Genomic DNA, 24,547 nt, shown 5'->3' with positions numbered 1-24,547 from the left:
TTTTTACTCTTTATTGGATGATGCGGAAGGCGCGCTTTGCGCCTCCTGCGGGTAATCCTGCCGCGCCGGCGCTTTATGCGGCTCGCGCAGGACTTCCTTAACCTTCGGCTGATCCAGGCTACCGGAAATCTGATAGCGGATCAGCGAAATCTTGTTCCACAACGGCGCCAGTACTTTACTGGCGGCAAATACCGCTGCCCCGACCACCGGGTTTATCACAAAGGCGGTGGCGACGCCAACGGTGGCCGAGATTTCCGGCGCGATCACCGCCTCCATCTCAATCTGACGCCGCACCAGGTCCACCTGGCCGCGCATGGCGATATCCGCTTCCAGCCCGTCCACCAGCGTATCGTCAGTATGCAGCACGCCGTCTTTGATCCATGAAGTGCTGCGAACGGAGTCAAACCAGAATCCCTTGCTGAAGGTATCGCTGAAATCAAACTGTAGCTTACGCAGCAAAGAGTCGAAACTGACCAGCCGCAACAGCTGACCGGCCTGACCGGCGCCGACGTTGGCGATATGACCCTTGCCGATCTGACTGTGCAGCACGCCGCTTAGCGTGGGGATATCCGGTCGCCACGGTTCGCCGCCCCAGTAAAGATCGTAATCGACGGTGAAATTATTCGCATTGAGCGGCGTTTCAACGCCGAACCAGGCGGCGTTGGCGTCCAGACTGTCGCCCGACAGACGCCCCTTCAGCGCGGTGCGCGCGCCTTCCGGGCCCTGCTGCCAGCTCCCTTCCACCGTCATCCGCGCTTTGCCGGTATCCACAACGCCGTCGCTAAGCAGCAGCTTATCCTGCTGCGGCGTCAGCTTCGCCTGAATATGACCGAAGTTCTGTCCCATAATCCAGCACTGCTGGCAGTCTATCTCCAGCGCCGGCCAGTCCTGAAAACGAATCGACCGGGTGTTCAGCGGCGAACGCTGCTGCGCCAGCGCCACCGGACTGGTGGGTTCGTCATTTTGCCACTGAGGATTGTAATACAAATAGCGGATTGCGCTGCGCCATGCGCCGCTGCCCGCCGCGCTCAGCCGCATGTCGATCTCTTTGCCGCGCAACGCGACGTCGACGCCGTTAAAGGCATTTGCGCTGCTGATGCTGAGATCGTGCCACTGCTGGCCGAACAGACGCAGCGCGGGCGTGCGCAGCGTCATCCTTGCCGGCAGGCGGAAATTGGCCATGCCGCCCGTTTTCCCGCCTTCGGACGTCCCCAGCGCCGACCACAGCGCCAGCCAGTTTTCACCGTCCAGCGCGGGTAAATTCATTTCAAATTCGGATTGTTCAGGCAGCGCCGGTATCTTTTTCACCCCGCGCTGCCAGCGGCCTCGGGTCAGCGCGATGCTGTGGTTGCCGAGCGACCACTCACTGTTGAACAACGAATCCTTACCGCTGCTGCCGGACAAAATGAAGCCGTGCATACCGCCTTTCGCCTTTGCCTGCAGCGTCAGTCCGTTGCCGGCGCTTTTTTCCAGCGGCAAAAGTAAGTGACTGCTTACTTTCTTTAGATCGGCTCGCAGATCGACTTCATAAGACGGAGAGCCCTTATGTGGTAAATTGATGGCGACCTGACTTTTCCACGGCACGCTGCCGCTCAACTGCGCCGCCGCCGCTTTCGGCAGGCCGGGCAGACGCGCAGGCGACCAGTCGCCAGCCAGCTCTACATTTACCTGGAACCCTTTTTCCTGTTCGGCGGTGGTGAAACTCAGCGCGACCGGCTGCCCCAGCCAGTTGCCCTGCAGCGGATCGCTGCTGAGGTCGCCGTTGCGATACCAGAACTGGCCGGACAGGTTGCTGATCGTGCTGTTCAGCGCATCGATCGTCAGGCGGTTATTATTGAGAACGACATTGCCGCTGGCCTGCACTTCCTCGCCGTCCAGCGGTATATCCAGATGCAGTTTGCTCCGCACCATGCCGTCGATGCGCAGCTGCCGATTCAGCACGCTGCCCAGAGATTCGCTCATCGACGTTTGCAGGAAGTATTTTCCGACGTCGACGCCGTTGCCGCTTAAATCGCCGTCAATCAGTAATTTTCTCTGTCGGTAATCCGGAATGACCGCCCGAATATTTTTTCCCTCGACCTTACCCAGCCAGATCTGCGGCGCCGTCATCCACAGGCCGCTATTGGCGAAATCTAAATCGATATCCAGATCGGTCAGCGCCGGCCAGCCCGGCTGAAATTCAAAGGTAGCCTGGCGCAGCGGCACCTGAACTTCAAATTGTCCGTCGTGCTGAGGCCAGGGGAAATGCTGCGGATTGCCGTTGAAAATCAGCGTCGCGTTATCGACGCGTCCGCCTTTTAGCGCGCCGCTCAGATAATCGGCCACCTCGGCGCCCATCAGCGGTTCGGGGTAGTAACGCCACGCATCGGCGGCGTCGCTCAGACGAATACCCGCCAGCACGGACAGCCGGGGATCGCCTTGCGCCGGCTGCTGATAATCAAAGTCCCCGTTCACCCACAGAGACTTCGCCTGCACGTCCAGCCCGCGGCTCTGTAGCGACCAGCCCTGCGGGTCATGGCGCCACGTCAGCGCGCCGCGCGCCCGGCCGATTTCCAGCGGCGCGCGGAACATCCGATCATAGGGCAACGTACTATTGTCCAGCGCCAGGTCGAGCCGACCGTGCGCCGCGCTGCCGCTCAGCGCGCCGGAAAAATGTTGCATCCCAGGCACGTACTGCCACGGACGCCAGCTCACGTCGCGCCAGGCCAACTGAAAACGGGTCTGCTCCGGCCTATCGAGCGGGATATCCAGCGCCAGCCGATCCAGCGAACCGGCGGGCGCCAGCGCCTGCCAGCGCTCGGTCAGCGCCGGCGTCGTGCCGTTCAGCAGCGGCAGCAACGGTCCCACCCGCTCCAGCGTCAGGTTGCCGGCCCGTATCCTCAGTTCCTGCTCCGCTTGCGCCTGCGGCAGCCACAGCGCGGACACCCGCCCGCGCGGCCAGCGTTCGCCGTCGGTGGCCAAATTCAGCGCCGGAATGTCGAACTGCCAGCCCTGCGCCTGCCGGTCGATGTGTACCGTCATCGCATCTACGTCCAGACGATGCTGCTGTTCGTTAACGCGCCAGCTCGCCGCCCCTTTGTTGAGCAGCACATCGCCCGACGCAATATCGCCGTCGCGGATCTGCAGCCAGGCGGCCAGACTAAAATCGGCGCTCTCCAGCCCGGTTTTATTGCGCAACCAGCGGCCGAACCAGGGTTTCATATCGATATCGTCGGCCTGCAGATAAACCGTGCCGTTATTCAACAGCTCGTTGCTATCGTGCAGATCCATACGCACCTGGACGATGCCGTGCTGACCGGTAAAGGTGGACAGACCGATCTGCCCCTCGGCGCGATGGCGTTCGCGCTGGTTCAGCCAGGTCAGTTGCGGAATATTCAGTTCGGCCTGAGCGCCGGACGGCGTCAGAAAAGCGATATAACTGTCGCGCAGATCAAAATGGTCGAACTGGCGCAGGAACAAATCGCTGAGCTTATCGGACGCCATCATCCCACCGTCCGGCCGCTGGCCGGTTAGTGTGGCATTCAGATCAAGCCGCAGCTGATAGAAGGTGAGATCGCGAAACTGCCAGCGCCCGCGCAACAGCGATTGCCACACGTCCAGCGCCAGGGTCACGCGCTCGATGCGCCAGTCGGCATCCGGCGTGGAGGCGCTGAGATTACGGATTTCCAGCGCCGGCCCGAACGGCTCCCAGCGCCCCTGAATGGAGGCCATGTCCAGCGGGACGCCCGTCGCCGACTGGGCCCAGGAGACCAGCCGCGGGCGAAACTGGTCAAGGTGCGGCATCGCCAGCCGCAAAGCGCTGACCAGCAAAGCGACAATGACTATCAGCGTGGCGGCCGTGGCTAATGCGATTCCAGGCAGTCGCCTCACAAATTTCTCCTTGATTTTAGACCCCTCATCTCCCAGGTTGCCGATAGGTTGCTTTCCCTGAACGGCCCGGCCCGCCCGGGAACTGCGCTGCCGACCAGCCTTACATCATGACCACGTCGAACTGTTCCTGGCTGTACAGCGGTTCGATATGAACTTTGACCTGTTTGCCGACAAACAGCTCGACCTCCGCCAGCGCGTGCGACTCATCGCTTTTCAACGCTTCGCCGACCGGGATTGAAACGTACACCAGGAAGTGGTCGGAGTCGTACGCATGATAAACACGGACAATCTCGCGCATAATTTCATAGCACACGGTCTCCACCGTCTTGACGGTTCCGCGCCCATGACAGGTTGGACATTCGCTGCATAGCACATGTTCAATACTTTCACGCGTCCGCTTACGCGTCATCTCCACTAATCCTAGCTGAGAGAAACCGTTGATCCCGGTTTTTACCCGATCTTTACTGAGCGCCTGCTCCAGCGAATGCAGCACGCGTCGCCGGTGATCTTCATTATTCATATCGATAAAATCGATGATGATAATGCCGCCCAGGTTACGCAGCCGCAGCTGGCGAGCGATCGCCTGGGTCGCTTCAATATTGGTATTGAAAATCGTCTCGTCCAGATTGCGATGCCCGACAAACGCGCCGGTGTTGATATCAATGGTGGTCATCGCCTCGGTTTGATCGATGATCAGGTAGCCGCCGGATTTCAGCTCGACTTTACGCTCCAGCGCGCGCTGGATTTCGTTTTCCACATCATAAAGATCGAAGATGGGCTGCCTGCCGGCATAGTGCTCCAGCTTGTCAGTCATCTCCGGGATATATTCGGCGGTGAATTCTTTCAGCGAATCGTACGTCAGACGCGAATCCACGCGGATACGATCGAGCGCCGCGCCGGCGAAATCGCGCAGGACGCGCTGCGCCAGCGCCAGTTCCCCATAGAGCTTGCATTTGGTCTGGTTGCGCTTTTTACGCTCCATAACCTTATTCCACAAACGTCTCAGGAACGCCGCATCCTGGGAAAGCTCTTCCTCGCCCACGCCTTCGGCCGCGGTGCGAATAATAAAGCCGCCCTGTTCGTCGCAATAAGCGGCAACAATCTTCTTCAGTCGCTCGCGTTCGGCCTCGCTCTCAATGCGCTGCGATACGCCGACATGAGCCGCGCCGGGCATAAACACCAGATAACGCGACGGCAGCGTGATATCGGTCGTCAACCGAGCGCCTTTGGTGCCCAGCGGATCTTTGACCACCTGTACGATCAGGTCCTGCCCCTGGCGCACCAGTTCGGCAATATCCCGCACGTGGAAATTCTTCTGCTCCTCGCCGGCCACGCACTCGGTGTGCGGCATGATGTCAGAGGCGTGCAGGAACGCGGCCTTATCCAGGCCAATATCCACAAAGGCCGCCTGCATTCCGGGCAACACCCGGCTGACCCGCCCTTTATAAATATTGCCGACAATGCCGCGTCTGGCATCGCGTTCAATATGAATTTCCTGCAGGATACCACCATCGATATAGGCGACGCGCGCTTCCGATGGCGTGACGTTTACCAGTAATTCAGCAGTCATGATCTCCTCTCGCCTCGCGCAATACAGCAAAATTACTGAACAGTTCGTAAGTTTCTACCAGCGGTAATCCTACCACGGCATGGTAGCTCCCCCGGATTGATTTCACGAAACAGCCACCTTTGCCCTGGATACCGTAGGCGCCCGCCTTATCCATTGGCTCGCCGGTCGCGACATAGGCGTCAATATCCTGGGAAGAGAGCGAACGAAACAGTACATCGGTAGTGACCAGGCAGCACTGGCAATCGCGCCGGTCGGCCAGCGCGACCGCGGTCATCACCTGATGACCGCGACCGGAAAGCGCGGCCAGCATTCGCGCCGCCTGCGCTTCATCGCGCGGCTTTTCCAGCACCTGACCGTCGAGCACCACGATGGTATCCGCCCCCAGCACCGGCAGATCGGCGCTGGCCGCCGCCACGCCGGCCTGCGCCTTATCCTGCGCCAGACGACGGACGTAATCCTGCGCGGCTTCCGCCGGACGGCGCCGTTCTTCCACCGCCACGCTAAGATGAGAGAACGGAATTCCCAGCAGCGTCAGCAATTCCCGCCGTCGGGGAGAAGCCGAGGCCAGATAAAGTTGGCTCATAGATGCCCTTTTTTCATTACCATAGCGGCATACTCACTGCACGGCAAACTGGCGCCGAATTTTACGCATCAGCAGAAACAGCCACGGCCAGAGTATGCCGTCCACTACGCTGTTCCATAGCGTATCCGGCCGAAAAGTGACATTGATCACAAGAAAATCGGCCCAGAAAACCAGCACGTCCAGCACCAGGGAAAGCAGCATCACTATCAGCGCCTGCTGCCACAAGGCCATATTGCGGAACAGCTGGAACTTAAACGACACCAGATAGGCGATAATACTCAGCGACAGCGCCCGCACGCCCAGCACCGAGCCGAGGATTAAATCCATAATTAACCCTAGCATAAAGCCGGTGCCCACATTAACCCGATGCGGCAGCGCCATCACCCAATAGATTAAAATCAGCGTCAGCCAGGAAGGGCGAAAGACATAAAGCGGCTCCGGCCAGGGCATGATCTGCAGCACCATCGCGCACAAAAAGGAGAGCCAGATAATCCAACTGCCGTGCCTGCGATAGCGATTCACGGCTGGGTCCCTGCGGGCTCGCTGCCCGACTCGCCGTTCAGCGGCGACGGCGGCCCCATGCTGTCCGGGGCGGGCAGCACCTGCGGCATCATCTGCATCAGGCGTTCGCTGGCGATGCGGTGAACTTCAGACGGCGGCAGCGCCACGCTGGAATGATTGTCCACGCCCCACATCAGCAATAGATAGCGCAGACGCTGCAGGCCGGCGGTCGGGCGCGCCTGAATAATAGTATAGGCGCGCTGGGTATCGACCCGGACGGAGGACACCACCGCCACCGGATAGCCTTCGGGGAAGCGGCCGCCCAGCCCCGAGGTCACCAGCACGTCGCCGACGCGGATATCCGTATTGTTGGGCAGGTGCTCCAGTTGCAGATCGTCCGTGCAGCCGTTGCCGGCGGCGATGACCCGAATATCGTTGCGCAGCACCTGGATCGGCAGCGCGTGCGAGGCGTCGCAAATCAACAGCACGCGGCTGGTCTGCTGGGCAACGGCAATCACCTGGCCGACCACGCCTTTATCGCTGATGACCGGCTGGCCTTCGTACACGCCGCTGGCGGCGCCTTTATCAATCACCACCTGATCGCTGTAGGGATCGGTACCGGTCGAAATGACCTGGGTCACCATTTTCTGCTCGTCCTGACGCAGCGGCGAACCGAGCAGTTCGCGCAGCCGGGCATTCTCCTGCTTTAACTGACCAAGCAGCATCAAGTCGCTGTTTTTATACAGCAACTCCTGACGCAACGCGCGATTCTCCAGCCCCAGCTGATCGCGGGACGCCAGCGTTTCCGATACGCTATCAAGCACCTGACGTGGACCGTTAGCCAGAAAATAGAACGGACTGACCGCGGTATCCATATACGTTCTGATTTTCACGAAGGTGCCCAGCCGGCTGTCGGCGATAATCAACCCGATCGCCGTAATGACGGCAAGGAACAGTCGTAGTTGCAGGGAGGGGCCCCGGCTAAAAATCGGCTTCATAAAATTTGCGTATTCCTCGACAGCAATAAAAAATCGCCGGGAGCGTTTCTAACAACGCGAAGCATCGGCCTTCAGGGCAAGCCACAAAGAGGCGGCAAGTAAAAAAGGGGCGACCGCGACGGATGAAAACGCGCGCGTTCACCCATACGGTTTCCCCTTTTGTCGACCGGAATTATTCTTCGCTGAACAAATCACCGCCGTGCAGATCGATCATCTCCAGCGCCTTGCCGCCGCCGCGGGCGACGCAGGTCAGCGGATCATCCGCCACCACCACCGGAATGCCCGTCTCTTCCATCAGCAGACGATCCAGATTACGCAGCAGCGCACCGCCGCCGGTCAGCACCATGCCGCGTTCGGAGATATCCGACGCCAGCTCGGGCGGGCACTGTTCCAGCGCTACCATAACGGCGCTGACGATCCCCGTCAGCGGTTCCTGCAGCGCTTCCAGAATCTCGTTCGAATTCAGGGTGAAACCACGCGGCACCCCTTCAGCCAGGTTGCGACCGCGCACTTCGATTTCGCGCACTTCATCGCCCGGATAGGCGGAGCCAATCTCATGCTTAATACGTTCGGCCGTCGCTTCGCCGATCAGCGAGCCATAGTTGCGCCGGACATAGTTGATGATGGCTTCGTCAAAACGGTCGCCGCCGATACGCACCGAAGAGGAGTACACCACGCCGTTCAGCGAGATCACCGCCACTTCCGTCGTGCCGCCGCCAATATCCACCACCATTGAACCGGTCGCTTCCGAAACCGGCAGGCCGGCGCCGATCGCCGCCGCCATCGGTTCTTCAATCAGGAAAACTTCGCGCGCGCCGGCCCCCTGAGCGGATTCACGAATGGCGCGCCGTTCCACCTGAGTCGCGCCGACCGGCACACAGACCAGCACGCGCGGACTCGGGCGCATAAAACTGTTGCTGTGCACCTGCTTGATAAAGTGCTGCAGCATTTTTTCGGTGACGAAAAAGTCAGCGATCACCCCGTCTTTCATCGGACGTATGGCGGCGATATTGCCGGGCGTACGACCCAGCATCTGTTTAGCGTCATGGCCTACCGCAGCGACGCTTTTAGGCGAACCTGCACGATCCTGCCGAATGGCGACCACTGAGGGTTCATTCAGTACGATGCCCTGTCCTTTAACATAAATAAGGGTATTGGCTGTACCCAGGTCGATGGACAAGTCGTTGGAAAACATGCCACGAAATTTCTTAAACATAACTAAAGGGTAATCCTGCAAGCTGGGGGCGAAAAATAAATCCGCCTACTTTACCAACCACGCGAAGCAGCGACAAGGCACGACAACGCTCTGCTCCGGTGAAAAAAGTCTGTGTTATTCATCCCGTTTTCTCAACGTCGGCCGTTAGAGCTGTCGTTCCCGGGGAGAACGTGCAGATTAACATGCTCTGCCGGATTAAATGGCACTAACACAGGACATAAAATCTAACATTTTATCGGATTGCCGCTGACGTAAGCGCACACTAACTTCAGAATCCGACTGCTGCATTCTACGTCAATTCGGTACGAACTTTTACACTAAACGCCGCCGCGCGAAGAATATTTTTTTAACGCGTCGTCAACCGGTCGCGACGACATGAAAAAATCGCCCTGACCGCCTCTGACGCCCTTATCCAGCAACGTCTGCCATTCCGCTTTACTCCTCACGCCGGCGGCGAAAACCTGGGTTCCCGAGCCCTTACAGGCTTCGGTCAGGCTCTGGATATAGAGCTGGTTTTCCGTGCGCTGTTCCAGATTTCTCACCAGCCCGGGATGCAGCTTGATGATCTCGACCGTTAACGACCGAATATAGGTGCAGCTGACCAGGGTTAACCCCGCCTGCGTCACCGCCAGACGGCAGCCCATTTTGCCGAGCTTATCCAGCACAGGCTGCAGCCGGCCCATGTATTGACACACATCCGCTTCCGCAAGTTCAAACAAAATGCGCCGACGCTGCTCTTTCGTGTAGTGCAGCAGCGCTTCCTGCAGCCAGCGCAGAAAAGGAGGCTGCAACAGAGAGTCCACGCACGCCGGGATCGCGATCGTCTCCTGCGGCCAGCGCGCCAGCAACGCCATCGCCCGCGAGATCTGCAGACGATCATAGCTCGCGGTCAGCCCCAGTTGCCGCACCAGCGGCATATATTCCGCCGCCAGCACCTCCTGCGAACCATCGAAAATGCGGCTCATCAACTCACGATGATGTACTTTCCCCGCGCGGGTGACGGCCGGCTTCTGGTACAGTCTGGGGCCGCCGTGCGACAGCGTATGCTCCAGCAGCGTGCGCCACTTGACGCTGCCCCGACCTTTATCTGGCACCTGACGGTCGTAGACATACCAGCTATTGCCGCCCTGCAGAACCGCATGACGCGTGGCATCCTCCACGCTTTCCATCACCTGCTCGACGGGCTGACCGCTGCGCCAGGCGCAGATACCGATATGCAGCAGCGCCTCGCGGTTAATGCCGGGGGTAAACGGCAGAATATCAATGGCCTTAATCAGCTGAGCGGCGATGCTGTCCGCCTCTTTCAGCGTCCGGTGCGGCAACAGCACGGCGAATTCGCTGTGAAAATAACGCGCCAGCAGCGCCGAGGGATAACGCATCACGAAGGTTGACAGCAGATTGACCAGCGCATAACGAAACTCGCTGATGTCGCCCACGCCCGACGTTTCCTGCAGCAGATCGAAATCCGGCACGCGGATCATCATCACTACGCCGTGCGTTCCGCCGGTTTCAACGTCATCCAACTGGGTGGTTAATTGATTATCGAAAAATAAACGATTATTGAGGCCGGTTTCTGCGTCCTGCGCCGCAAAGGAGCGAATAAGGGTGTCGATACGGTTGCGCTCTTCCCGCGCCGCCAGCAGATCGGCCAGCAGCAGGTCCAGCGCCTGACTAACGTTCTGCGGCCACTCCGGCTGCGCGCCGCTCAGGATATTTTCCCGCGCGCCGTCAAGAATGCGCTGCGCCCGCGCCTCCAGCGCCTGCCGGGCATCCCGATGCCGGCGCAATCCGCGTATCAGCCCCCACAGCAGCGCGGCCACAATCGCCACCGAGATCAGAATAGCCACCGGCGCACCCTGACTCAGAAAAATCAATACCATCGCCAGCGCGATCAGCAGCGTTATCAGTATTGATAGTCTTGTCGTCAGTCCCATCCCTGCATCATGCCTCCGTCCGGTATATCACGTTCCAGCCTGCTCCTGATCATTACCACAAGCATAGCTAATCCATACTGTTTTTCATGCATTTTTTGCTCTTTGTCCACCGATATGCTACCCGCCTCGCATCCTGCCCGGCGACATGACGGACTGGTTCGCGCCGTTATATGGCCTAAATAATTCGTCGACCTGATGTATGACGGTTATATCGCCGTTACACCCTGCAAAGAACTATTTCACCGGCCCAGTCGCTGTTCCCGGCGCAGCTCATCTATAAATAAGTAAGTGCGAATCCGAATACGCCCAGCAGGCGGGAGTGAAGCATGGATAAAAAACGTACCCTGACCGAGGCCGATGTCACGCCGGAAGCTATTTTCCATCAGCGCAGGCGCGTGCTAAAAGCCCTTGGCATCAGCGCCGCCGCCCTGTCGCTGCCGCTGTCGGCGCGGGCCAATTTACTCGACTGGTTTAAAGGCGAGCAGCGGCCCGACTCGCCGCCGGGCAAACCGCTGGCGTTCACCAGACCGACGGACTGGCGGCTTAACATCCCCCTCACGCCAGAGGATAAGGTCACCGGTTATAACAATTTCTATGAGTTCGGCATGGATAAGGCCGATCCCGCCGCCAATGCCGGCGGTTTGAAAACGGACGGCTGGACAATCCAGATCGACGGCGAGGTCGCCAGACCCATCACGCTGGATATCGATATGCTGCTAAAACGTTTCTCGCTGGAAGAACGAATCTATCGTTTTCGCTGCGTGGAAGCCTGGTCGATGGTGGTGCCCTGGATCGGGTTCGAACTGGCGAAGTTGATTAAATTTGCCGAGCCCACCGGTCATGCACGCTATATCGGCTTTCAGACGCTGTACGATCCCGGGCAAATGCCGGGGCAGAAAAACAGCTTTATGGGCGGCGGCCTTAGTTACCCTTACGTCGAAGGCCTGCGGCTGGACGAGGCCATGAACCCGCTGGCTCTGCTGAGCGTCGGCGTCTATGGTAAAACGCTGCCGCCGCAGAACGGCGCGCCGCTGAGAGTCATCGCGCCGTGGAAATATGGTTTTAAAAACATCAAATCCATCGTGCACATCCGCTTCACCCGCGACCAACCGCCGTCAACCTGGAATCTGGCGGCGCCCGGCGAATACGGCTTCTACGCCAACGTGAATCCGCATGTGGATCATCCGCGCTGGTCGCAGGCGACGGAACGCGTAATCGGCGCAGGCGGCATTCTGGATGTTAAACGGCAGCCGACGCTGCTGTTCAATGGTTACGCCGATCGGGTCGCCGCGCTGTACCGCGGCCTGAACCTGCGGCAGAATTTCTGACGGATGCCGTCTCCACGGGCTCCGGCGAACGGGACAACAACATGCGGCTAACGCTTCAACAGCTGAAATGGCTGAAAGTCATGATTCACCTGGCGGCGCTATTGCCGCTGCTGTGGCTGGCGCTGGCCGTCAATCAGGGCTGGCTGAGCGCCGATCCGGCCAAAGATATTCAGCACTTTACCGGCCGTATGGCGCTGAAGTGGCTGTTCGCCACGCTGCTGGTCGCGCCGCTGGCCCGCTACGGCAGACAACCGTTGCTTATCCGCTGCCGGCGGGCGATCGGGCTATGGTGTTTTGCATGGGCCAGCCTGCACCTGGCGAGTTACGCCCTGCTGGAGCTGGGGATAGGCCACCTGGCGCTGCTGGGAGAAGAGTTGGTGTCGCGGCCCTATTTGACGCTGGGAATTATTAGCTGGCTGATTCTGCTGGCGCTGGCGCTAACTTCCCCCCGGGCGGCAATGCGTAAGCTGGGATCCCACTGGCAGAAACTGCACAACTTCATCTATCTGGTCGCAATCCTGGCGCCGGTGCACTATCTTTGGTCAGTTAAAACACGTTCGCCCCAACCTATTTTATACGCGCTGGCCGCGCTGCTCTTGCTGCTGCTGCGCTATAAAAAGTTTCGCCAGTGGTGGCGTTCGAGCCGCTAAACGGCAGGATACGCCTTGCGTCTGACCAACGCACCGGCAAACTGCGGGATAGCGGAGGCCAACGGCCGGCATCATCTGACCGAACGGGCGCAGGTAGAATATCTTCGCAGATAAGACCAGTATTTAGCTGCGAATTGCCACGAAATAGTTATAATGCCCGACTTTGTGGCCTGACGTCCGGGCAATGTCGCCGTCAAAAGGTGACAAACCGGCAACATCGCGCTATTTTGTGCGACGTCGAGCTAATTGCGGGAGATAGCAGCATAATGGCGGAAAAGTGTCACATTTTGCTTTTGAACGGCCCCAATCTCAACCTGCTGGGTACGCGTGAGCCGGATAAGTACGGCCATACCACGCTGGATGAGATTATCAGCCGGCTGGACGTTGAGGCGCAGGCCGCGGGCGTCCGTCTGTCTCATTTGCAGTCGAATGCAGAATATGCGCTGATCGACAGAATCCATCAGGCCCGGGGCAATACGGACTATATCCTGATTAACCCGGCCGCGTTTACGCACACCAGCGTGGCGTTACGCGATGCATTACTGGCCGTCGCTATCCCGTTTATTGAAATTCACCTGTCCAATGTTCATGCCCGTGAGCCGTTTCGCCACCATTCTTATTTATCCGATGTGTCGGCGGGCGTTATTTGCGGGCTTGGTGCAGATGGTTATCACTACGCTTTACAGACAGCGATAAAACGCCTGTCAACACCCAATTAATCAAGAGTACGGAACCACACTCATGGATATTCGTAAAATCAAAAAACTGATCGAACTGGTTGAAGAGTCCGGCATTTCTGAACTGGAAATTTCTGAAGGCGAAGAATCAGTACGTATCAGTCGTGCCGCGGCAGCGCCATCTTACCCGGTCGCTCAGCAAGTCTATGCGCCAGCGCCGCAACCGCAACCCGCGCTGGCAACGGCGGTTTCCGCCGCGCCGGCCGCTGAAACGCCCGCCGCGCCGGCAGCCATCAGCGGCCACATCGTGCGTTCGCCGATGGTCGGCACCTTCTACCGCACGCCCAGCCCTGACGCCAAAGCCTTTGTGGAAGTCGGCCAGCAGGTTAACGTCGGTGATACCCTGTGTATCGTTGAAGCAATGAAGATGATGAACCAGATCGAAGCCGATAAAGCCGGCGTTGTGAAAGCCGTTCTGCTGGATAATGGCCAACCTGTTGAATTTGACGAGCCATTGGTTGTCATCGAATAACGAGGCGCGCCATGCTAGATAAAATCGTTATCGCTAACCGCGGTGAAATTGCGCTGCGTATCTTGCGTGCCTGTAAAGAACTGGGCATCAAGACGGTCGCCGTGCATTCCAGTGCGGATCGCGATCTGAAACATGTATTGCTGGCGGATGAAACCGTCTGCATCGGCCCCGCGCCATCGGTCAAAAGTTACCTGAATATCCCGGCGATCATTTCCGCCGCGGAAATCACCGGTGCGGTGGCTATTCATCCGGGCTATGGTTTTCTGTCTGAAAACGCCGACTTCGCCGAACAGGTGGAGCGCTCCGGCTTTATCTTTATTGGCCCGCGCGCGGAAACCATCCGCCTGATGGGGGATAAAGTTTCCGCCATCAGCGCGATGAAAAAGGCCGGCGTGCCCTGCGTGCCCGGTTCCGACGGTCCGCTGACCGACGATATGGAAAAGAACCGCGCCTTTGCTAAACGCATCGGCTACCCGGTGATCATCAAGGCCTCCGGCGGCGGCGGCGGACGCGGTATGCGCGTCGTGCGCAGCGACAAAGACCTGGAATCCTCCATTAATATGACTCGTGCCGAAGCCAAAGCGGCGTTCAGCAACGATATGATTTACATGGAGAAATACCTGGAAAACCCGCGCCATATCGAAATTCAGGTGCTGGCGGACGGTCAGGGCAACGCGATCTACCTGGCGGAACGCGACTGCTCCATGCAGCGTCGTCACCAGAAAGTGGTGGAAGAAGCGCCCGCGCCGGGCATCACCAGCGATCTGCGCCGTTATATCGGCGAACGCTGCGCCAACGCCTGTGTCGAAATCGGTTATCGGGGTGCCGGTACGTTCGAGTTCCTGTATGAAAACGGCGAATTCTATTTCATCGAAATGAATACCCGTATTCAGGTGGAACATCCGGTCACCGAAATGATCACCGGGGTCGATCTGATCAAAGAGCAACTGCGCATCGCGGCCGGTCAACCGTTGTCGATCAAGCAGGAAGAAGTGGTGGTGAGAGGCCATGCGATCGAGTGCCGCATCAATGCCGAAGACCCGAACACCTTTCTGCCCAGCCCGGGGAAAATCACCCGTTTCCACGCGCCGGGCGGCTTCGGCGTACGCTGGGAATCGCATATCTATGCCGGCTATACGGTACCGCCGTACTACGACTCCATGATCGGTAAACTGATCGCCTACGGCGAAAGCCGGGACGTCGCCATTGCACGGATGAAAAACGCGCTGGCGGAACTGATCATCGACGGCATCAAAACCAACGTCGAACTGCAGTTGAAGATCATGAACGACGAAAACTTCCAGAACGGTGGCACCAATATCCACTATCTGGAGAAAAAACTCGGCCTGCAGGAAAAATAACCGCAGGAACCGCGTTGTTCTAATAACAGGCTGGTGCAAACCAGCCTTTTGTTTTTCTGTCGACCAATGCCCTGATATGACTCGCCTGACGCTGCATTCAGGCACAAGCATTTGTCCGTTTACAGGGGGAAACATGGACGCTCGTTTTGTCCAGGCTCATAGGGAAGCTCGCTGGGCTTTGGGCCTGACGCTGGCCTGGCTGGCCGCCTGGTTCGCCGCCGCCTACCTGCCTGGCAATACGCCTGGCTTCACCGGTTTACCACACTGGTTCGAAATATCCTGTCTGCTGCTGCCGCTCATCTTTATTGTCGCCTGCTGGCTGATGGTGCGCTTCGTCTTCCGCGATATTCCGCTGGAGGATCGCGATGCAGATTGAAATCATACTGCCGCTGGCGGGCTACCTGCTGCTGGTGTTTGCGCTGTCGTTCTATGCATGGACGCGCCGCAACCAGGGCAGTTTCCTGCAGGAATACTTCCTCGGCAGCCGCTCGATGGGCGGCTTTGTGCTGGCCATGACCCTGATCGGTACCTACGTCAGCGCCAGCTCGTTTATAGGCGGACCCGGCGCCGCCTATAAATACGGTCTGGGCTGGGTGCTGCTGTCGATGATCCAGTTGCCGACCATGTTGCTGTCCCTCGGCATCCTGGGCAAAAAATTCGCTATTCTGGCCCGGCGCTACAACGCCATCACGCTCAATGACATGCTGTATGCCCGCTATGGCAGCCGACTGCTGGTCTGGCTGGCCAGCATCAGCCTGCTGATCGCGTTTATCGGCGCTATGGCGGTGCAGTTCATCGGCGGCGCGCGCCTGCTGGAAACCGCCGCCGGCATCCCCTATGACACCGGGCTGCTGATTTTCGGCGTGACCATCGCGCTGTATACCGCCTTCGGCGGCTTTCGCGCCAGCGTGCTGAATGACGCGATGCAGGGCATCGTCATGCTGGTCGGCACCCTGTTGCTGATTGTCGCGGTCATACACGCCGCCGGCGGGCTGCACAGCGCAGTCGATAAGCTACAGCGGATCGATCCGGCGCTGATCGATCCGCACGGCAGCGATCAGATCCTGTCGATGCCGTTTATGGCTTCCTTTTGGGTTTTGGTCTGTTTCGGCGTCATCGGCCTGCCGAACACCGCGGTGCGCTGCATCTCCTATCGCGACAGCAAGGCGCTGCACCGCGGTATTATTATCGGCACCATCGTGATCGGCATCCTGATGCTCGGAATGCATCTGGCCGGCGCGCTCGGCCGGGCGATCGTCCCTAATCTGACCGTCCCGGACCAGGTCTTGCCCACGCTAATGATCACCGTGCTGCCGCCGCTGGCGGCGGGTCTGTTCCTCGCCGCGCCGATGGCCGCCATTATGTCCAACATCAATGCCCATTTACTGCAGGCGTCGGCCACTATGATTAAGGACCTCTACCTGAGCGCCTGGCCGCAGCGTATGGGCGATGAGCGCCACATTAAGCGCATTTCCAGCGTCACCACCCTGCTGCTGGGTCTGCTGGTGCTGCTCGCCTCTCTGCGGCCGCCAGAGATGATTATCTGGCTGAACCTGCTGGCCTTTGGCGGTCTGGAGGCCGTTTTTCTCTGGCCGCTGGTGCTGGGGCTATACTGGGAGCGCGCCAATGCGGCCGGCGCGCTGAGTTCGATGATTTCCGGCGCCGTCTGTTATACCCTGCTGGCAAGCTTTAATTTACACCTGGCCGGATTCCATCCGATTGTGCCGGCGCTGCTGTTAAGCCTGCTGGCTTTCATGGTCGGCAACCGGTTTGGAAAGGCGTCTCCCGCCCCGGCCGGCCAGTCGGTTTCACACTAATTGATTATTGAGATTGCTATGCCCTGGATTCAGTTAAAGATCAACACCACCGGCAGCCATGCCGAACAGCTGGGCGACGCGCTAATCGAAAGCGGCGCCGTGTCCGTCACCTTTCAGGATACGCACGACAACCCGGTATTCGAACCGCTGCCGGGCGAGACCCTGTTGTGGGGCGATACCGACGTCATCGGGCTGTATGACGCCGAAACCGATATGCATGAGGTGGTGGCCATCCTGTCCGGCGAACCGCTGCTGGGCCACGGTTTCCGCCATAAAATCGAACAGCTCGAAGACAAAGACTGGGAACGGGAATGGATGGATAATTTCCATCCGATGCGTTTCGGCCAGCGCCTGTGGATCTGCCCGAGCTGGCGCGACGTTCCCGATCCGAATGCGGTCAATGTCATGCTTGACCCGGGTCTGGCCTTCGGCACCGGCACCCATCCCACCACGGCGATGTGCCTGGAATGGCTGGACGGGCTGGATCTGGCGGGCAAAACCATCATCGATTTCGGCTGCGGCTCCGGTATTCTCGCCATCGCGGCGCTGAAGCTCGGAGCGGCGCGCGCCATCGGAATTGATATCGACCCGCAGGCAATTCAGGCCAGCCGCGACAACGCCAGCCGCAACGGCGTGTCGGACCGTCTGGAACTATACCTGCCGCGGGATCAGCCCGCCGACCTGTCCGCCGACGTAGTGGTAGCCAATATCCTGGCCGGCCCGCTGCGCGAGCTGGCGCCGCTTATCAGCGAGCTGCCGAAAAGCGGCGCCCATTTGGGGCTGTCCGGCATTCTGGCCAGCCAGGCCAGCCATGTCGCCGCCGCCTACCAGGACAAGTTCCAGCTTGATCCGATCGTGGAAAAAGAGGAGTGGTGCCGCATCACCGGCGTACGCCGCTAACCCCGCCTTAACCTCGCCGGTATCGCCACCAGAAGCCCGTCGGTTTCCGGTGGCGATGCGCGCCGCCGTTTAACCTTTAAAAAGATGGGTGTATCCTCATGACCCCACGAACTCCATCGGTTGTTTAACAGATGAAGTGAATCATCGTACTTTTGGAATGGATTATCTCATGAAGTATAAACTGCTAGCCGCCCTCGCGTTTACCGCCTGCTTTTCCCTCCACGCTTCCGAACACGCTCACTGGAGCTATGAAGGACAGGGGGCGCCCGAACACTGGGGCCAACTTTCACCCGATTTTTCCCTGTGCGGCAACGGCAAAAATCAGTCGCCTGTCGATATCCACGGCGCGTTAAAAACCACCCACCAGGCGCTGCAGCTCTCTTACCAGCCCGGCGCTCAACACATCATCAACAACGGCCATACCATTCAGGTGGACGTCAGCGCGGGCAATACCCTGGTGATGGACAATGACTCCTTCACTTTGCAACAGTTCCACTTCCACGCGCCGAGTGAAAATGAGATCGACGGCAAGGCCTTCCCGCTGGAAGCGCACTTCGTCTACAAGGATCAACAGGGCGCCTTAACTGTACTGGCGCTAATGTTTGAACAGGGCGACACGAATCAGGAACTGGAAAAAGCATGGCGGCAGATGCCGTCAACCCTCAACACTTCAGAGACGTTGACCACCCCGCTGAATATTGGCGCGCTGGTGCCTTCCGAATGGCGGCAAAGCTACTATCGCTTTAGCGGGTCGCTCACCACGCCGCCGTGCTCCGAAGGCGTACGCTGGATCGTGCTGGAGAAACCGGCCACGGTATCGGCGGCGCAAATCGCCAAATTCACCGCCGCGATGCACCACGCCAACAATCGTCCGGTTCAGCCATTAAACGGCCGGGTTATCATCGATTAAGCGGCTTATCTGACGCTCCCGACGCATTTATTGCGGGAGCGTACGTTTTTCGTACCGTCGCGCGAAAAAATTTACCGCCTCACGACCGGTTGCGGCAACGCAATCCCCTGCTAATCGCCGGGATCCGTGCAACTCCTGCTTCAATCACGCCCGTTCACAGATAAATTACCATGCGGCCGGAATATTTTTTCGCGTAAAAACAGCGCACAAACGAAAGAAACCCATTGTTAAATAAAGATAATATTTTACCCCATCCGGACGAAACGCATATTCTTTGATCGTCCTCAGCAGATTGGTTAAAGTTTGGCCTTTCATATCAGATAAAAAATGCGTAATATACGCGCCCTTACAGACACAGTATGGTCACTCTTTGTCTATGCATATTGGACAATTTCAGCTTCCCAATCGCCTGATAGCCGCACCGATGGCTGGCGTAAGCGATCGCCCGTTCAGAGAACTCTGTTACGCGATGGGAGCCGGAATGACGGTATCCGAAATGCTTTCTTCCAATCCGGAAGTATGGCGTTCGAATAAGTCGCGTCTGCGCATGGTACACAGTGATGAACCCGGTATCCGGGCCGTGCAGATTGCCGGCGGCGATCCGGGCGAGATGGCGGCGGCGGCCAGAATCAACGCAGATTCCGGCGCGCAGATCATCGACATCAACATGGGGTGTCCAGCCAAAAAGGTGAACCGCAAGATGGCGGGTTCTGCGCTGTTGCAGTACCCGGATCTGGTCGGCCAGATCCTCTCGGCGGTAGTACAGGCGGTCAATGTGCCGGTTACGCTGAAAATCCGTACCGGCTGGGCGCCAGATCACCGTAACTGTGTTGAGATTGCCAAATTGGCTGAAGGCTGTGGCATTCAGGCGCTAACCGTTCACGGCCGCACACGTGCGTGCCTGTTCAATGGCAACGCCGAATACGACAGTATTCGGACAGTTAAGCAGGCTGTTTCCATTCCGGTTATCGCGAATGGCGACATTACTGACCCGCGTAAAGCCAGGGCGGTTCTTGATTACACCGGAGCTGATGCTCTGATGATAGGAAGAGCCGCTCAGGGAAGACCCTGGATCTTCCGGGAAATCCAGCATTATCTGGACACCGGGGAACTGCTGGCACCGCTGCCCTTAGCAGAGGTCCGGCGTTTGTTGATTGAGCACATACGGAAATTGCACGACTTTTATGGTCCAGGCAAGGGATTTCGTATTGCTCGTAAGCACGTATCCTGGTATCTCCAGGAGCATGCCCCAAACGACCAGTTTCGGCGCACATTCAACGCCATAGAGGATGCCAGCGAACAGCTGGAGGCGTTGGAGGCATATTTCGAAAATCTTGCGTAAACAGAAAAAGAGCTGACAGAACTATGTTCGAACAACGCGTGAATTCTGACGTACTGACCGTTTCCACCGTAAACTCTCAGGCTCAGGTAACCCAAAAACCCCTGCGTGACTCGGTTAAACAGGCACTGAAGAACTATTTTGCTCAACTGAACGGTCAGGATGTTAATGACCTGTATGAGCTGGTACTGGCTGAAGTTGAACAGCCTCTGTTGGACATGGTGATGCAATATACCCGCGGCAACCAAACCCGCGCGGCATTAATGATGGGTATCAACCGCGGTACGCTGCGTAAGAAACTGAAAAAATACGGCATGAATTAATACTCATCCGTTACGCATTAAGAAAAGGCGCTTTTCCCTTCTGGTTTAAGCGCCTTTTTCTTTGCCCGGCGCGACCCCGATGATCGCGCGCCATCTCTCCTGTCCCGTCCTCTTCCTGCGACAGCGCCATGCAAAGGCCCGGCTCAATATCGCACGCGTTAAAATGAAAATCCCTCACGTCTGATGAATAGTTTTCAACTTAATATCATCCTGTTCCGTGATAGCCTAGCCTGCTAAGGATTAAAACAAGAGACAGGAAAAATGACCAGCGAACAAAAAACGATCCCTCCTTTTCGCGCCGATGTTGTCGGCAGCTATCTTCGTCCCCGCTATCTGCATGACGCCCGCGCCAGCTTTGCTAAAGGCGATTTATCCGCCGCGCAGCTGAAAAGCGTGGAAGACAAAGCCATTACCGAACTGGTTGAACAACAGAAAGCGGCCGGCCTGCAGGTTATTACCGACGGCGAATTCCGCCGCAGCTGGTGGCATCTGGACTTTATGTGGGCGCTGAACGGCGTGGAGAAAGCGGACATTTCCAAAGGCTACGTGTTCGCGGATAAAGAAACCCGCGCCGAAACGGCCCGCCTGACCGGAAAAATTTCCGGTGAAAACCACGCGTTCATCGAACATTTCAAATTTCTGCTGCAGTTTGCCGCACCTGGCATCACGCCGCGCCTGACCGTGCCTTCGCCGGCGCAATTTCTGGCGGAGCTGCAGCGTCCTGATAACCAGGCGGCGACGCGCGCTATTTATCCGACCGACGACGAACTGATCCAGGATGTTGCTAACGCCTACCGCACCTTTATCCGCGAACTCTATGCCGCCGGTTGTCGCAACCTGCAGCTGGATGACTGCACGTGGGGGATGCTGGTCGATCCGAAATTCGCCGGCGGCGGTGCAGCGGACACGCCGAAATCCACCGATGGCGGTTGCGGCTGCGGACACCACGCGGCGCCAGTCAAAGCGACCAGTAAAGTCGAACAGCTGGCGGAGATGTATCTGGCGGTAAACAATGCGGCTATCGAAGGCGCGCCGCAAGACCTGGTGCTGACCACGCACGTATGCCGCGGCAACTATCACTCGTCATGGGCAGCCAGCGGCGGCTATCAGCCGGTGGCCAGCGTGCTGTTCGCGCGCGAAAACGTATCGGCTTACTATCTGGAGTTTGATACCGAACGCGCAGGCGATTTCTCGCCGTTGCGCGAAGTATCAGGCGATAAGCAGATCGTACTGGGCCTTATTTCTTCGAAAATCGGCGAACTCGAAGATAAACAGGCCGTCATTCAGCGGATTAAAGAAGCCACGCAGTATATTCCGCTGGAACGCCTGTGCCTCAGCACACAGTGCGGTTTCGCCTCAACCGAGGAAGGCAATATTCTGACGGAAGAGCAACAGTGGGCGAAAATCGCCCTGGTCAAAACCATCGCCGACGAAGTGTGGGGCTAATATCCGACAACGGGGATTAGCCTCCCCGTTAAACCGTCGCTCTCCGTGCGGTAATCAGCCAGATATATATACTGATCTGGCTGATGCCGATACGTTTAAATCGCCGTGAGCGCCCCTGAGAGCGTTTATTCGGGCGTCGAGCCTCCGTTCCCTGAATGTTTTTATCCATCACGCCTTTCCCGTACGACTTATCGCCAGCGACTGGCAATCCATGCAAAACCCGCTATATTCATTTCTGATATAACCCATCACGCAATATGATTTAATAAATATAATTCCAATAGCGTAAATTCATTATTAGCAAAAGTTATATACCCGATATAACTTCCAACCGGCGACAGGCGTACGCATCCTGCCGTGGCGCGCGGCAACACGCCGGGTGCAAGGTGATGGGTATCAGCTAAATAATGTGACTATCCACAGGACTCTATAATGAAAAAAATACGTTTTGCACTACTGACTGGCGCACTGCTGGCAACCAGCGTTGGCGCTCAGGCGCAGGATGACTTTAGCGCAATCAAGGCGGCCGGCGTGATTAAGATCGGTACAGAAGGCACCTATGCGCCGTTCACCTTTCATGACAAAAGCGGCCAACTGGTCGGCTTCGATGTGGAGATTGGCCAGGCTATTGCGAAAAAACTGGGCGTCAAAGCTGAATTTATTGAAGGTCGCTGGGATGGGCTGATCGCCGGCCTCGATGCGAAGCGCTATGACGCGGTGATCAATCAGGTCGGCATAACCGATGCGCGTAAAGTGAAGTATGACTTCTCCCAACCCTATATCGATTCCAAAGCCGTGTTGGTGGTGCGTGGCGACAATACCACCATTAAGGATTTTGACGGATTGAAGGGGCGTAAATCGGCCCAGAGCCTGACCAGCAACTTTGCGAAGCTCGCCACCCAGTACGGCGCGGATATTGTTCCAACCGACGGCTTTAATCAGTCGCTGGATTTGGTACTCAGCGGCCGGGCCGAAGCCACGCTGAACGATAATCTCTCCTTCCTCGATTTCAAAAAGCAGAAACCCGACGCCAACGTTAAAGTTGTGGCGACCGCCGCCAACGGCGAGCCTTCCGCCGTGCTGGTACGTAAGAACCAACCGCAGCTGGTGCAGGCAATCAATAAAGCGCTGGATGAGATAAAAGCGGACGGAACCTATAAAACTATTTCTGTACGTTACTTCGGTCAGGATATCTCTCAGTAAACCTGTTTAGTCGGAGCTACGCTGATGCCCGCCTGGCTGCAATTAATGGCAGACTCCTTCTGGAGTCTGCTGTCCGCTGGAGTGAAATTTACCGTTCCTCTGGCGATACTCTCTTTTATTCTTGGCCTGGCCGTTGGCATCGCAATTGCGCTGACGCGGCTGTATGGCCCTGGACCGCTGAAATGGCTGGCGGAATTTTATGTCTGGGTGATCAGAGGCACGCCGCTGCTGGTGCAGCTTTTTCTGATCTTCTATGGGTTGCCCAGCGCGGGCATTACGCTGGATGCATTTCCGGCGGCGCTGATCGGTTTTACGCTTAACGTCGGCGCTTACAGTTCGGAAATTGTGCGCGGCGCGATTTTGTCCGTGCCGGCCGGGCAATGGAATGCCGCCTGGTCGCTGGGAATGACTGGCCCGCAGACCATGCGCTGGGTTATCTTCCCTCAGTCGGTTTTCGTGTCGCTGCCGCCGTTATCCAATACCTTTATCTCTCTGATTAAAGATACCTCGCTGGCAGCGGTCATTACCGTGCCGGAGATGTTTATGGCGGCGCAGCGGATCGTTTCCGTGACCTATGAACCACTGATTCTGTATATTGAGGCAGCGCTGATCTATCTGATGTTCAGCACCGTCCTGAGTCATCTGCAGGACCGGCTGGAAAAACATTATCAGCGTCATCTGCAGCGCTGAAGACAGGACAAGACTGCCCGGTCCCAAAAAGTGAGCCCCGTTGTAACCCGCCAGGCCAGGGCATGCGCACCGGATTGGTCAGGCACACCCGTCATCAGATGGATATCGGTACGCCGGATGGACCGCTGCGAATGACGCCGGCCGGCGCGCGGCAGACCAGGTGACAGGCAACCAGCGCAGGAGAGTGGCGCCAGGGGCATTGATTGCGGCCGGTGGCTGTCACGCGAAGGCGTCCGCTGTGCCCGGCGCAGCAAAAACCGGATACCCTCTGAGGGGCTCAGGCATGAGTCGGCAGCGAAGCTTCTGCTGTACCGCGCCGCGGCAGGCCGGCCATTAAGCGGCCTGCCCGACGATGACCATACCCTGGCCATCGTCAGCGATGAGCCCTGTCCCTGCGGGCTTCCCTGGCTGGATATCTGCGACGGGCCGCAGGTCGCCGCCTTTATTGCCGCCTGGCTGCGCCGTCAGACGCCCTGAGGTCCGTCAGGCGACCGGGCCCCGCTCGCCGCCCGTTTTCCCGGCTCGCGCACAGCAAAAAGCCCTGCGCTTGCGCACAGGGCTTCTTCCTTTATTTGATGCCTGGCAGTGCCCTACTCTCGCATGGGGAGGCCCCACACTACCATCGGCGCTGCGGCGTTTCACTTCTGAGTTCGGCATGGGGTCAGGTGGGACCACCGCGCTGTCGCCGCCAGGCAAATT

20 protein-coding genes, 1 rRNA gene and 1 pseudogene are annotated in these 24,547 nt (G+C 58.0%); 14 read left to right on the top strand and 8 right to left on the bottom strand.

The window, feature by feature from the left end:
* Window positions 1–3: 3 nt before the first annotated feature.
* The 7 genes and pseudogenes from yhdP to csrD all read right to left on the bottom strand — a co-directional run.
* Window positions 4–3,870 carry an AsmA2 domain-containing protein YhdP gene (yhdP, locus tag FJU30_RS12805; RefSeq protein WP_150435367.1) on the bottom strand — a complete coding sequence of 1,289 codons (3,867 nt, stop codon included), beginning with the start codon at window positions 3,868–3,870 and terminating at the stop codon, window positions 4–6.
* Window positions 3,871–3,970: 100 nt separating this feature from the next.
* Window positions 3,971–5,440 (bottom strand): ribonuclease G, encoded by a 1,470-nt coding sequence (rng, locus tag FJU30_RS12800; RefSeq protein ID WP_150435366.1) that lies wholly within the window; start codon window positions 5,438–5,440, stop codon window positions 3,971–3,973.
* Window positions 5,430–6,023 (bottom strand): Maf family protein, encoded by a 594-nt coding sequence (locus tag FJU30_RS12795; protein ID WP_150435365.1) that lies wholly within the window; start codon window positions 6,021–6,023, stop codon window positions 5,430–5,432. Before FJU30_RS12795 ends, rng begins: the two co-directional genes overlap by 11 nt.
* 33 nt (window positions 6,024–6,056) lie before the next feature.
* Entirely contained in the window at window positions 6,057–6,545 is a 489-nt protein-coding gene (mreD, locus tag FJU30_RS12790) for a rod shape-determining protein MreD (RefSeq protein ID WP_150435364.1), read from the bottom strand.
* Entirely contained in the window at window positions 6,542–7,522 is a 981-nt protein-coding gene (gene mreC / locus FJU30_RS12785) for a rod shape-determining protein MreC (RefSeq protein ID WP_150435363.1), read from the bottom strand. Before mreC ends, mreD begins: the two co-directional genes overlap by 4 nt.
* Window positions 7,523–7,694: 172 nt before the next feature.
* Complete coding sequence (gene mreB, locus FJU30_RS12780) at window positions 7,695–8,738, bottom strand: rod shape-determining protein MreB (protein ID WP_150435362.1); 1,044 nt, start codon at window positions 8,736–8,738, stop codon at window positions 7,695–7,697.
* 317 nt (window positions 8,739–9,055) lie between these two features.
* Window positions 9,056–10,585 (bottom strand): annotated as a pseudogene (gene csrD / locus FJU30_RS12775) (RNase E specificity factor CsrD); the annotation flags it as partial.
* Between the two features lie 413 nt (window positions 10,586–10,998).
* On the opposite strand from csrD, the gene msrP reads away from it, so the two are divergent.
* The 14 genes from msrP (at window position 10,999) to FJU30_RS12705 (ending at window position 23,848) form a co-directional block, all read left to right on the top strand.
* On the top strand, window positions 10,999–12,000 hold the full coding sequence (gene msrP, locus FJU30_RS12770) for a protein-methionine-sulfoxide reductase catalytic subunit MsrP (protein ID WP_150435360.1): 1,002 nt from the start codon (window positions 10,999–11,001) through the stop codon (window positions 11,998–12,000).
* A gap of 41 nt (window positions 12,001–12,041) precedes the next feature.
* Window positions 12,042–12,650 carry a protein-methionine-sulfoxide reductase heme-binding subunit MsrQ gene (gene msrQ / locus FJU30_RS12765; protein ID WP_150435359.1) on the top strand — a complete coding sequence of 203 codons (609 nt, stop codon included), beginning with the start codon at window positions 12,042–12,044 and terminating at the stop codon, window positions 12,648–12,650.
* Window positions 12,651–12,916: 266 nt separating this feature from the next.
* Window positions 12,917–13,369, top strand: a complete 453-nt coding sequence (gene aroQ / locus FJU30_RS12760) for a type II 3-dehydroquinate dehydratase (RefSeq protein WP_150435358.1) — start codon at window positions 12,917–12,919, stop codon at window positions 13,367–13,369.
* 22 nt (window positions 13,370–13,391) lie between these two features.
* Window positions 13,392–13,859 (top strand): acetyl-CoA carboxylase biotin carboxyl carrier protein, encoded by a 468-nt coding sequence (gene accB, locus FJU30_RS12755; RefSeq protein WP_150435357.1) that lies wholly within the window; start codon window positions 13,392–13,394, stop codon window positions 13,857–13,859.
* Window positions 13,860–13,870: 11 nt separating this feature from the next.
* Window positions 13,871–15,220 carry an acetyl-CoA carboxylase biotin carboxylase subunit gene (gene accC / locus FJU30_RS12750; RefSeq protein ID WP_150435356.1) on the top strand — a complete coding sequence of 450 codons (1,350 nt, stop codon included), beginning with the start codon at window positions 13,871–13,873 and terminating at the stop codon, window positions 15,218–15,220.
* 133 nt (window positions 15,221–15,353) lie between these two features.
* Window positions 15,354–15,596: a YhdT family protein gene (locus FJU30_RS12745; protein ID WP_150435355.1), complete on the top strand. Its 243-nt coding sequence runs from the start codon at window positions 15,354–15,356 to the stop codon at window positions 15,594–15,596.
* Window positions 15,586–17,037: a sodium/pantothenate symporter gene (gene panF, locus FJU30_RS12740; protein WP_150435354.1), complete on the top strand. Its 1,452-nt coding sequence runs from the start codon at window positions 15,586–15,588 to the stop codon at window positions 17,035–17,037. Before FJU30_RS12745 ends, panF begins: the two co-directional genes overlap by 11 nt.
* A gap of 18 nt (window positions 17,038–17,055) precedes the next feature.
* Window positions 17,056–17,937, top strand: a complete 882-nt coding sequence (gene prmA, locus FJU30_RS12735) for a 50S ribosomal protein L11 methyltransferase (RefSeq protein WP_150435353.1) — start codon at window positions 17,056–17,058, stop codon at window positions 17,935–17,937.
* A gap of 169 nt (window positions 17,938–18,106) precedes the next feature.
* On the top strand, window positions 18,107–18,847 hold the full coding sequence (locus tag FJU30_RS12730; protein WP_150435352.1) for a carbonic anhydrase: 741 nt from the start codon (window positions 18,107–18,109) through the stop codon (window positions 18,845–18,847).
* A gap of 376 nt (window positions 18,848–19,223) precedes the next feature.
* Window positions 19,224–20,189, top strand: a complete 966-nt coding sequence (gene dusB, locus FJU30_RS12725) for a tRNA dihydrouridine synthase DusB (protein WP_150435615.1) — start codon at window positions 19,224–19,226, stop codon at window positions 20,187–20,189.
* Window positions 20,190–20,212: 23 nt separating this feature from the next.
* Window positions 20,213–20,509: a DNA-binding transcriptional regulator Fis gene (fis, locus tag FJU30_RS12720; RefSeq protein ID WP_012883002.1), complete on the top strand. Its 297-nt coding sequence runs from the start codon at window positions 20,213–20,215 to the stop codon at window positions 20,507–20,509.
* Between the two features lie 261 nt (window positions 20,510–20,770).
* Window positions 20,771–21,955: a uroporphyrinogen decarboxylase/cobalamine-independent methonine synthase family protein gene (locus tag FJU30_RS12715; RefSeq protein ID WP_150435351.1), complete on the top strand. Its 1,185-nt coding sequence runs from the start codon at window positions 20,771–20,773 to the stop codon at window positions 21,953–21,955.
* Window positions 21,956–22,387: 432 nt separating this feature from the next.
* Window positions 22,388–23,158, top strand: coding sequence for an amino acid ABC transporter substrate-binding protein (locus FJU30_RS12710; protein WP_150435350.1), 771 nt, complete (start codon window positions 22,388–22,390; stop codon window positions 23,156–23,158).
* Between the two features lie 24 nt (window positions 23,159–23,182).
* Window positions 23,183–23,848: an amino acid ABC transporter permease gene (locus FJU30_RS12705; RefSeq protein ID WP_150435349.1), complete on the top strand. Its 666-nt coding sequence runs from the start codon at window positions 23,183–23,185 to the stop codon at window positions 23,846–23,848.
* 577 nt (window positions 23,849–24,425) lie between these two features.
* Here the strand turns inward: FJU30_RS12705 and rrf are convergent.
* Window positions 24,426–24,541: ribosomal RNA gene (gene rrf / locus FJU30_RS12700) — 5S ribosomal RNA — on the bottom strand.
* Between the last annotated feature and the right edge of the window lie 6 nt (window positions 24,542–24,547).

The sequence above is a fragment of the Affinibrenneria salicis genome (genome assembly GCF_008710095.1).
This window is presented reverse-complemented; position numbering and strand designations above follow the sequence as displayed.

Excerpts from the sequence above, each read along its gene's own strand:
- rng (WP_150435366.1), bottom strand. The coding sequence starts at position 5,440 with ATGACTGCTGAATTACTGGTAAACGTCACGCCATCGGAAGCGCGCGTC.
- FJU30_RS12795 (WP_150435365.1), bottom strand. The coding sequence starts at position 6,023 with ATGAGCCAACTTTATCTGGCCTCGGCTTCTCCCCGACGGCGGGAATTG.
- mreC (WP_150435363.1), bottom strand. The coding sequence starts at position 7,522 with ATGAAGCCGATTTTTAGCCGGGGCCCCTCCCTGCAACTACGACTGTTC.
- mreB (WP_150435362.1), bottom strand. The coding sequence starts at position 8,738 with ATGTTTAAGAAATTTCGTGGCATGTTTTCCAACGACTTGTCCATCGAC.
- msrP (WP_150435360.1), top strand. The coding sequence starts at position 10,999 with ATGGATAAAAAACGTACCCTGACCGAGGCCGATGTCACGCCGGAAGCT.
- msrQ (WP_150435359.1), top strand. The coding sequence starts at position 12,042 with ATGCGGCTAACGCTTCAACAGCTGAAATGGCTGAAAGTCATGATTCAC.
- aroQ (WP_150435358.1), top strand. The coding sequence starts at position 12,917 with ATGGCGGAAAAGTGTCACATTTTGCTTTTGAACGGCCCCAATCTCAAC.
- accB (WP_150435357.1), top strand. The coding sequence starts at position 13,392 with ATGGATATTCGTAAAATCAAAAAACTGATCGAACTGGTTGAAGAGTCC.
- accC (WP_150435356.1), top strand. The coding sequence starts at position 13,871 with ATGCTAGATAAAATCGTTATCGCTAACCGCGGTGAAATTGCGCTGCGT.
- FJU30_RS12745 (WP_150435355.1), top strand. The coding sequence starts at position 15,354 with ATGGACGCTCGTTTTGTCCAGGCTCATAGGGAAGCTCGCTGGGCTTTG.
- panF (WP_150435354.1), top strand. The coding sequence starts at position 15,586 with ATGCAGATTGAAATCATACTGCCGCTGGCGGGCTACCTGCTGCTGGTG.
- prmA (WP_150435353.1), top strand. The coding sequence starts at position 17,056 with ATGCCCTGGATTCAGTTAAAGATCAACACCACCGGCAGCCATGCCGAA.
- FJU30_RS12730 (WP_150435352.1), top strand. The coding sequence starts at position 18,107 with ATGAAGTATAAACTGCTAGCCGCCCTCGCGTTTACCGCCTGCTTTTCC.
- dusB (WP_150435615.1), top strand. The coding sequence starts at position 19,224 with ATGCATATTGGACAATTTCAGCTTCCCAATCGCCTGATAGCCGCACCG.
- fis (WP_012883002.1), top strand. The coding sequence starts at position 20,213 with ATGTTCGAACAACGCGTGAATTCTGACGTACTGACCGTTTCCACCGTA.
- FJU30_RS12715 (WP_150435351.1), top strand. The coding sequence starts at position 20,771 with ATGACCAGCGAACAAAAAACGATCCCTCCTTTTCGCGCCGATGTTGTC.
- FJU30_RS12710 (WP_150435350.1), top strand. The coding sequence starts at position 22,388 with ATGAAAAAAATACGTTTTGCACTACTGACTGGCGCACTGCTGGCAACC.
- FJU30_RS12705 (WP_150435349.1), top strand. The coding sequence starts at position 23,183 with ATGCCCGCCTGGCTGCAATTAATGGCAGACTCCTTCTGGAGTCTGCTG.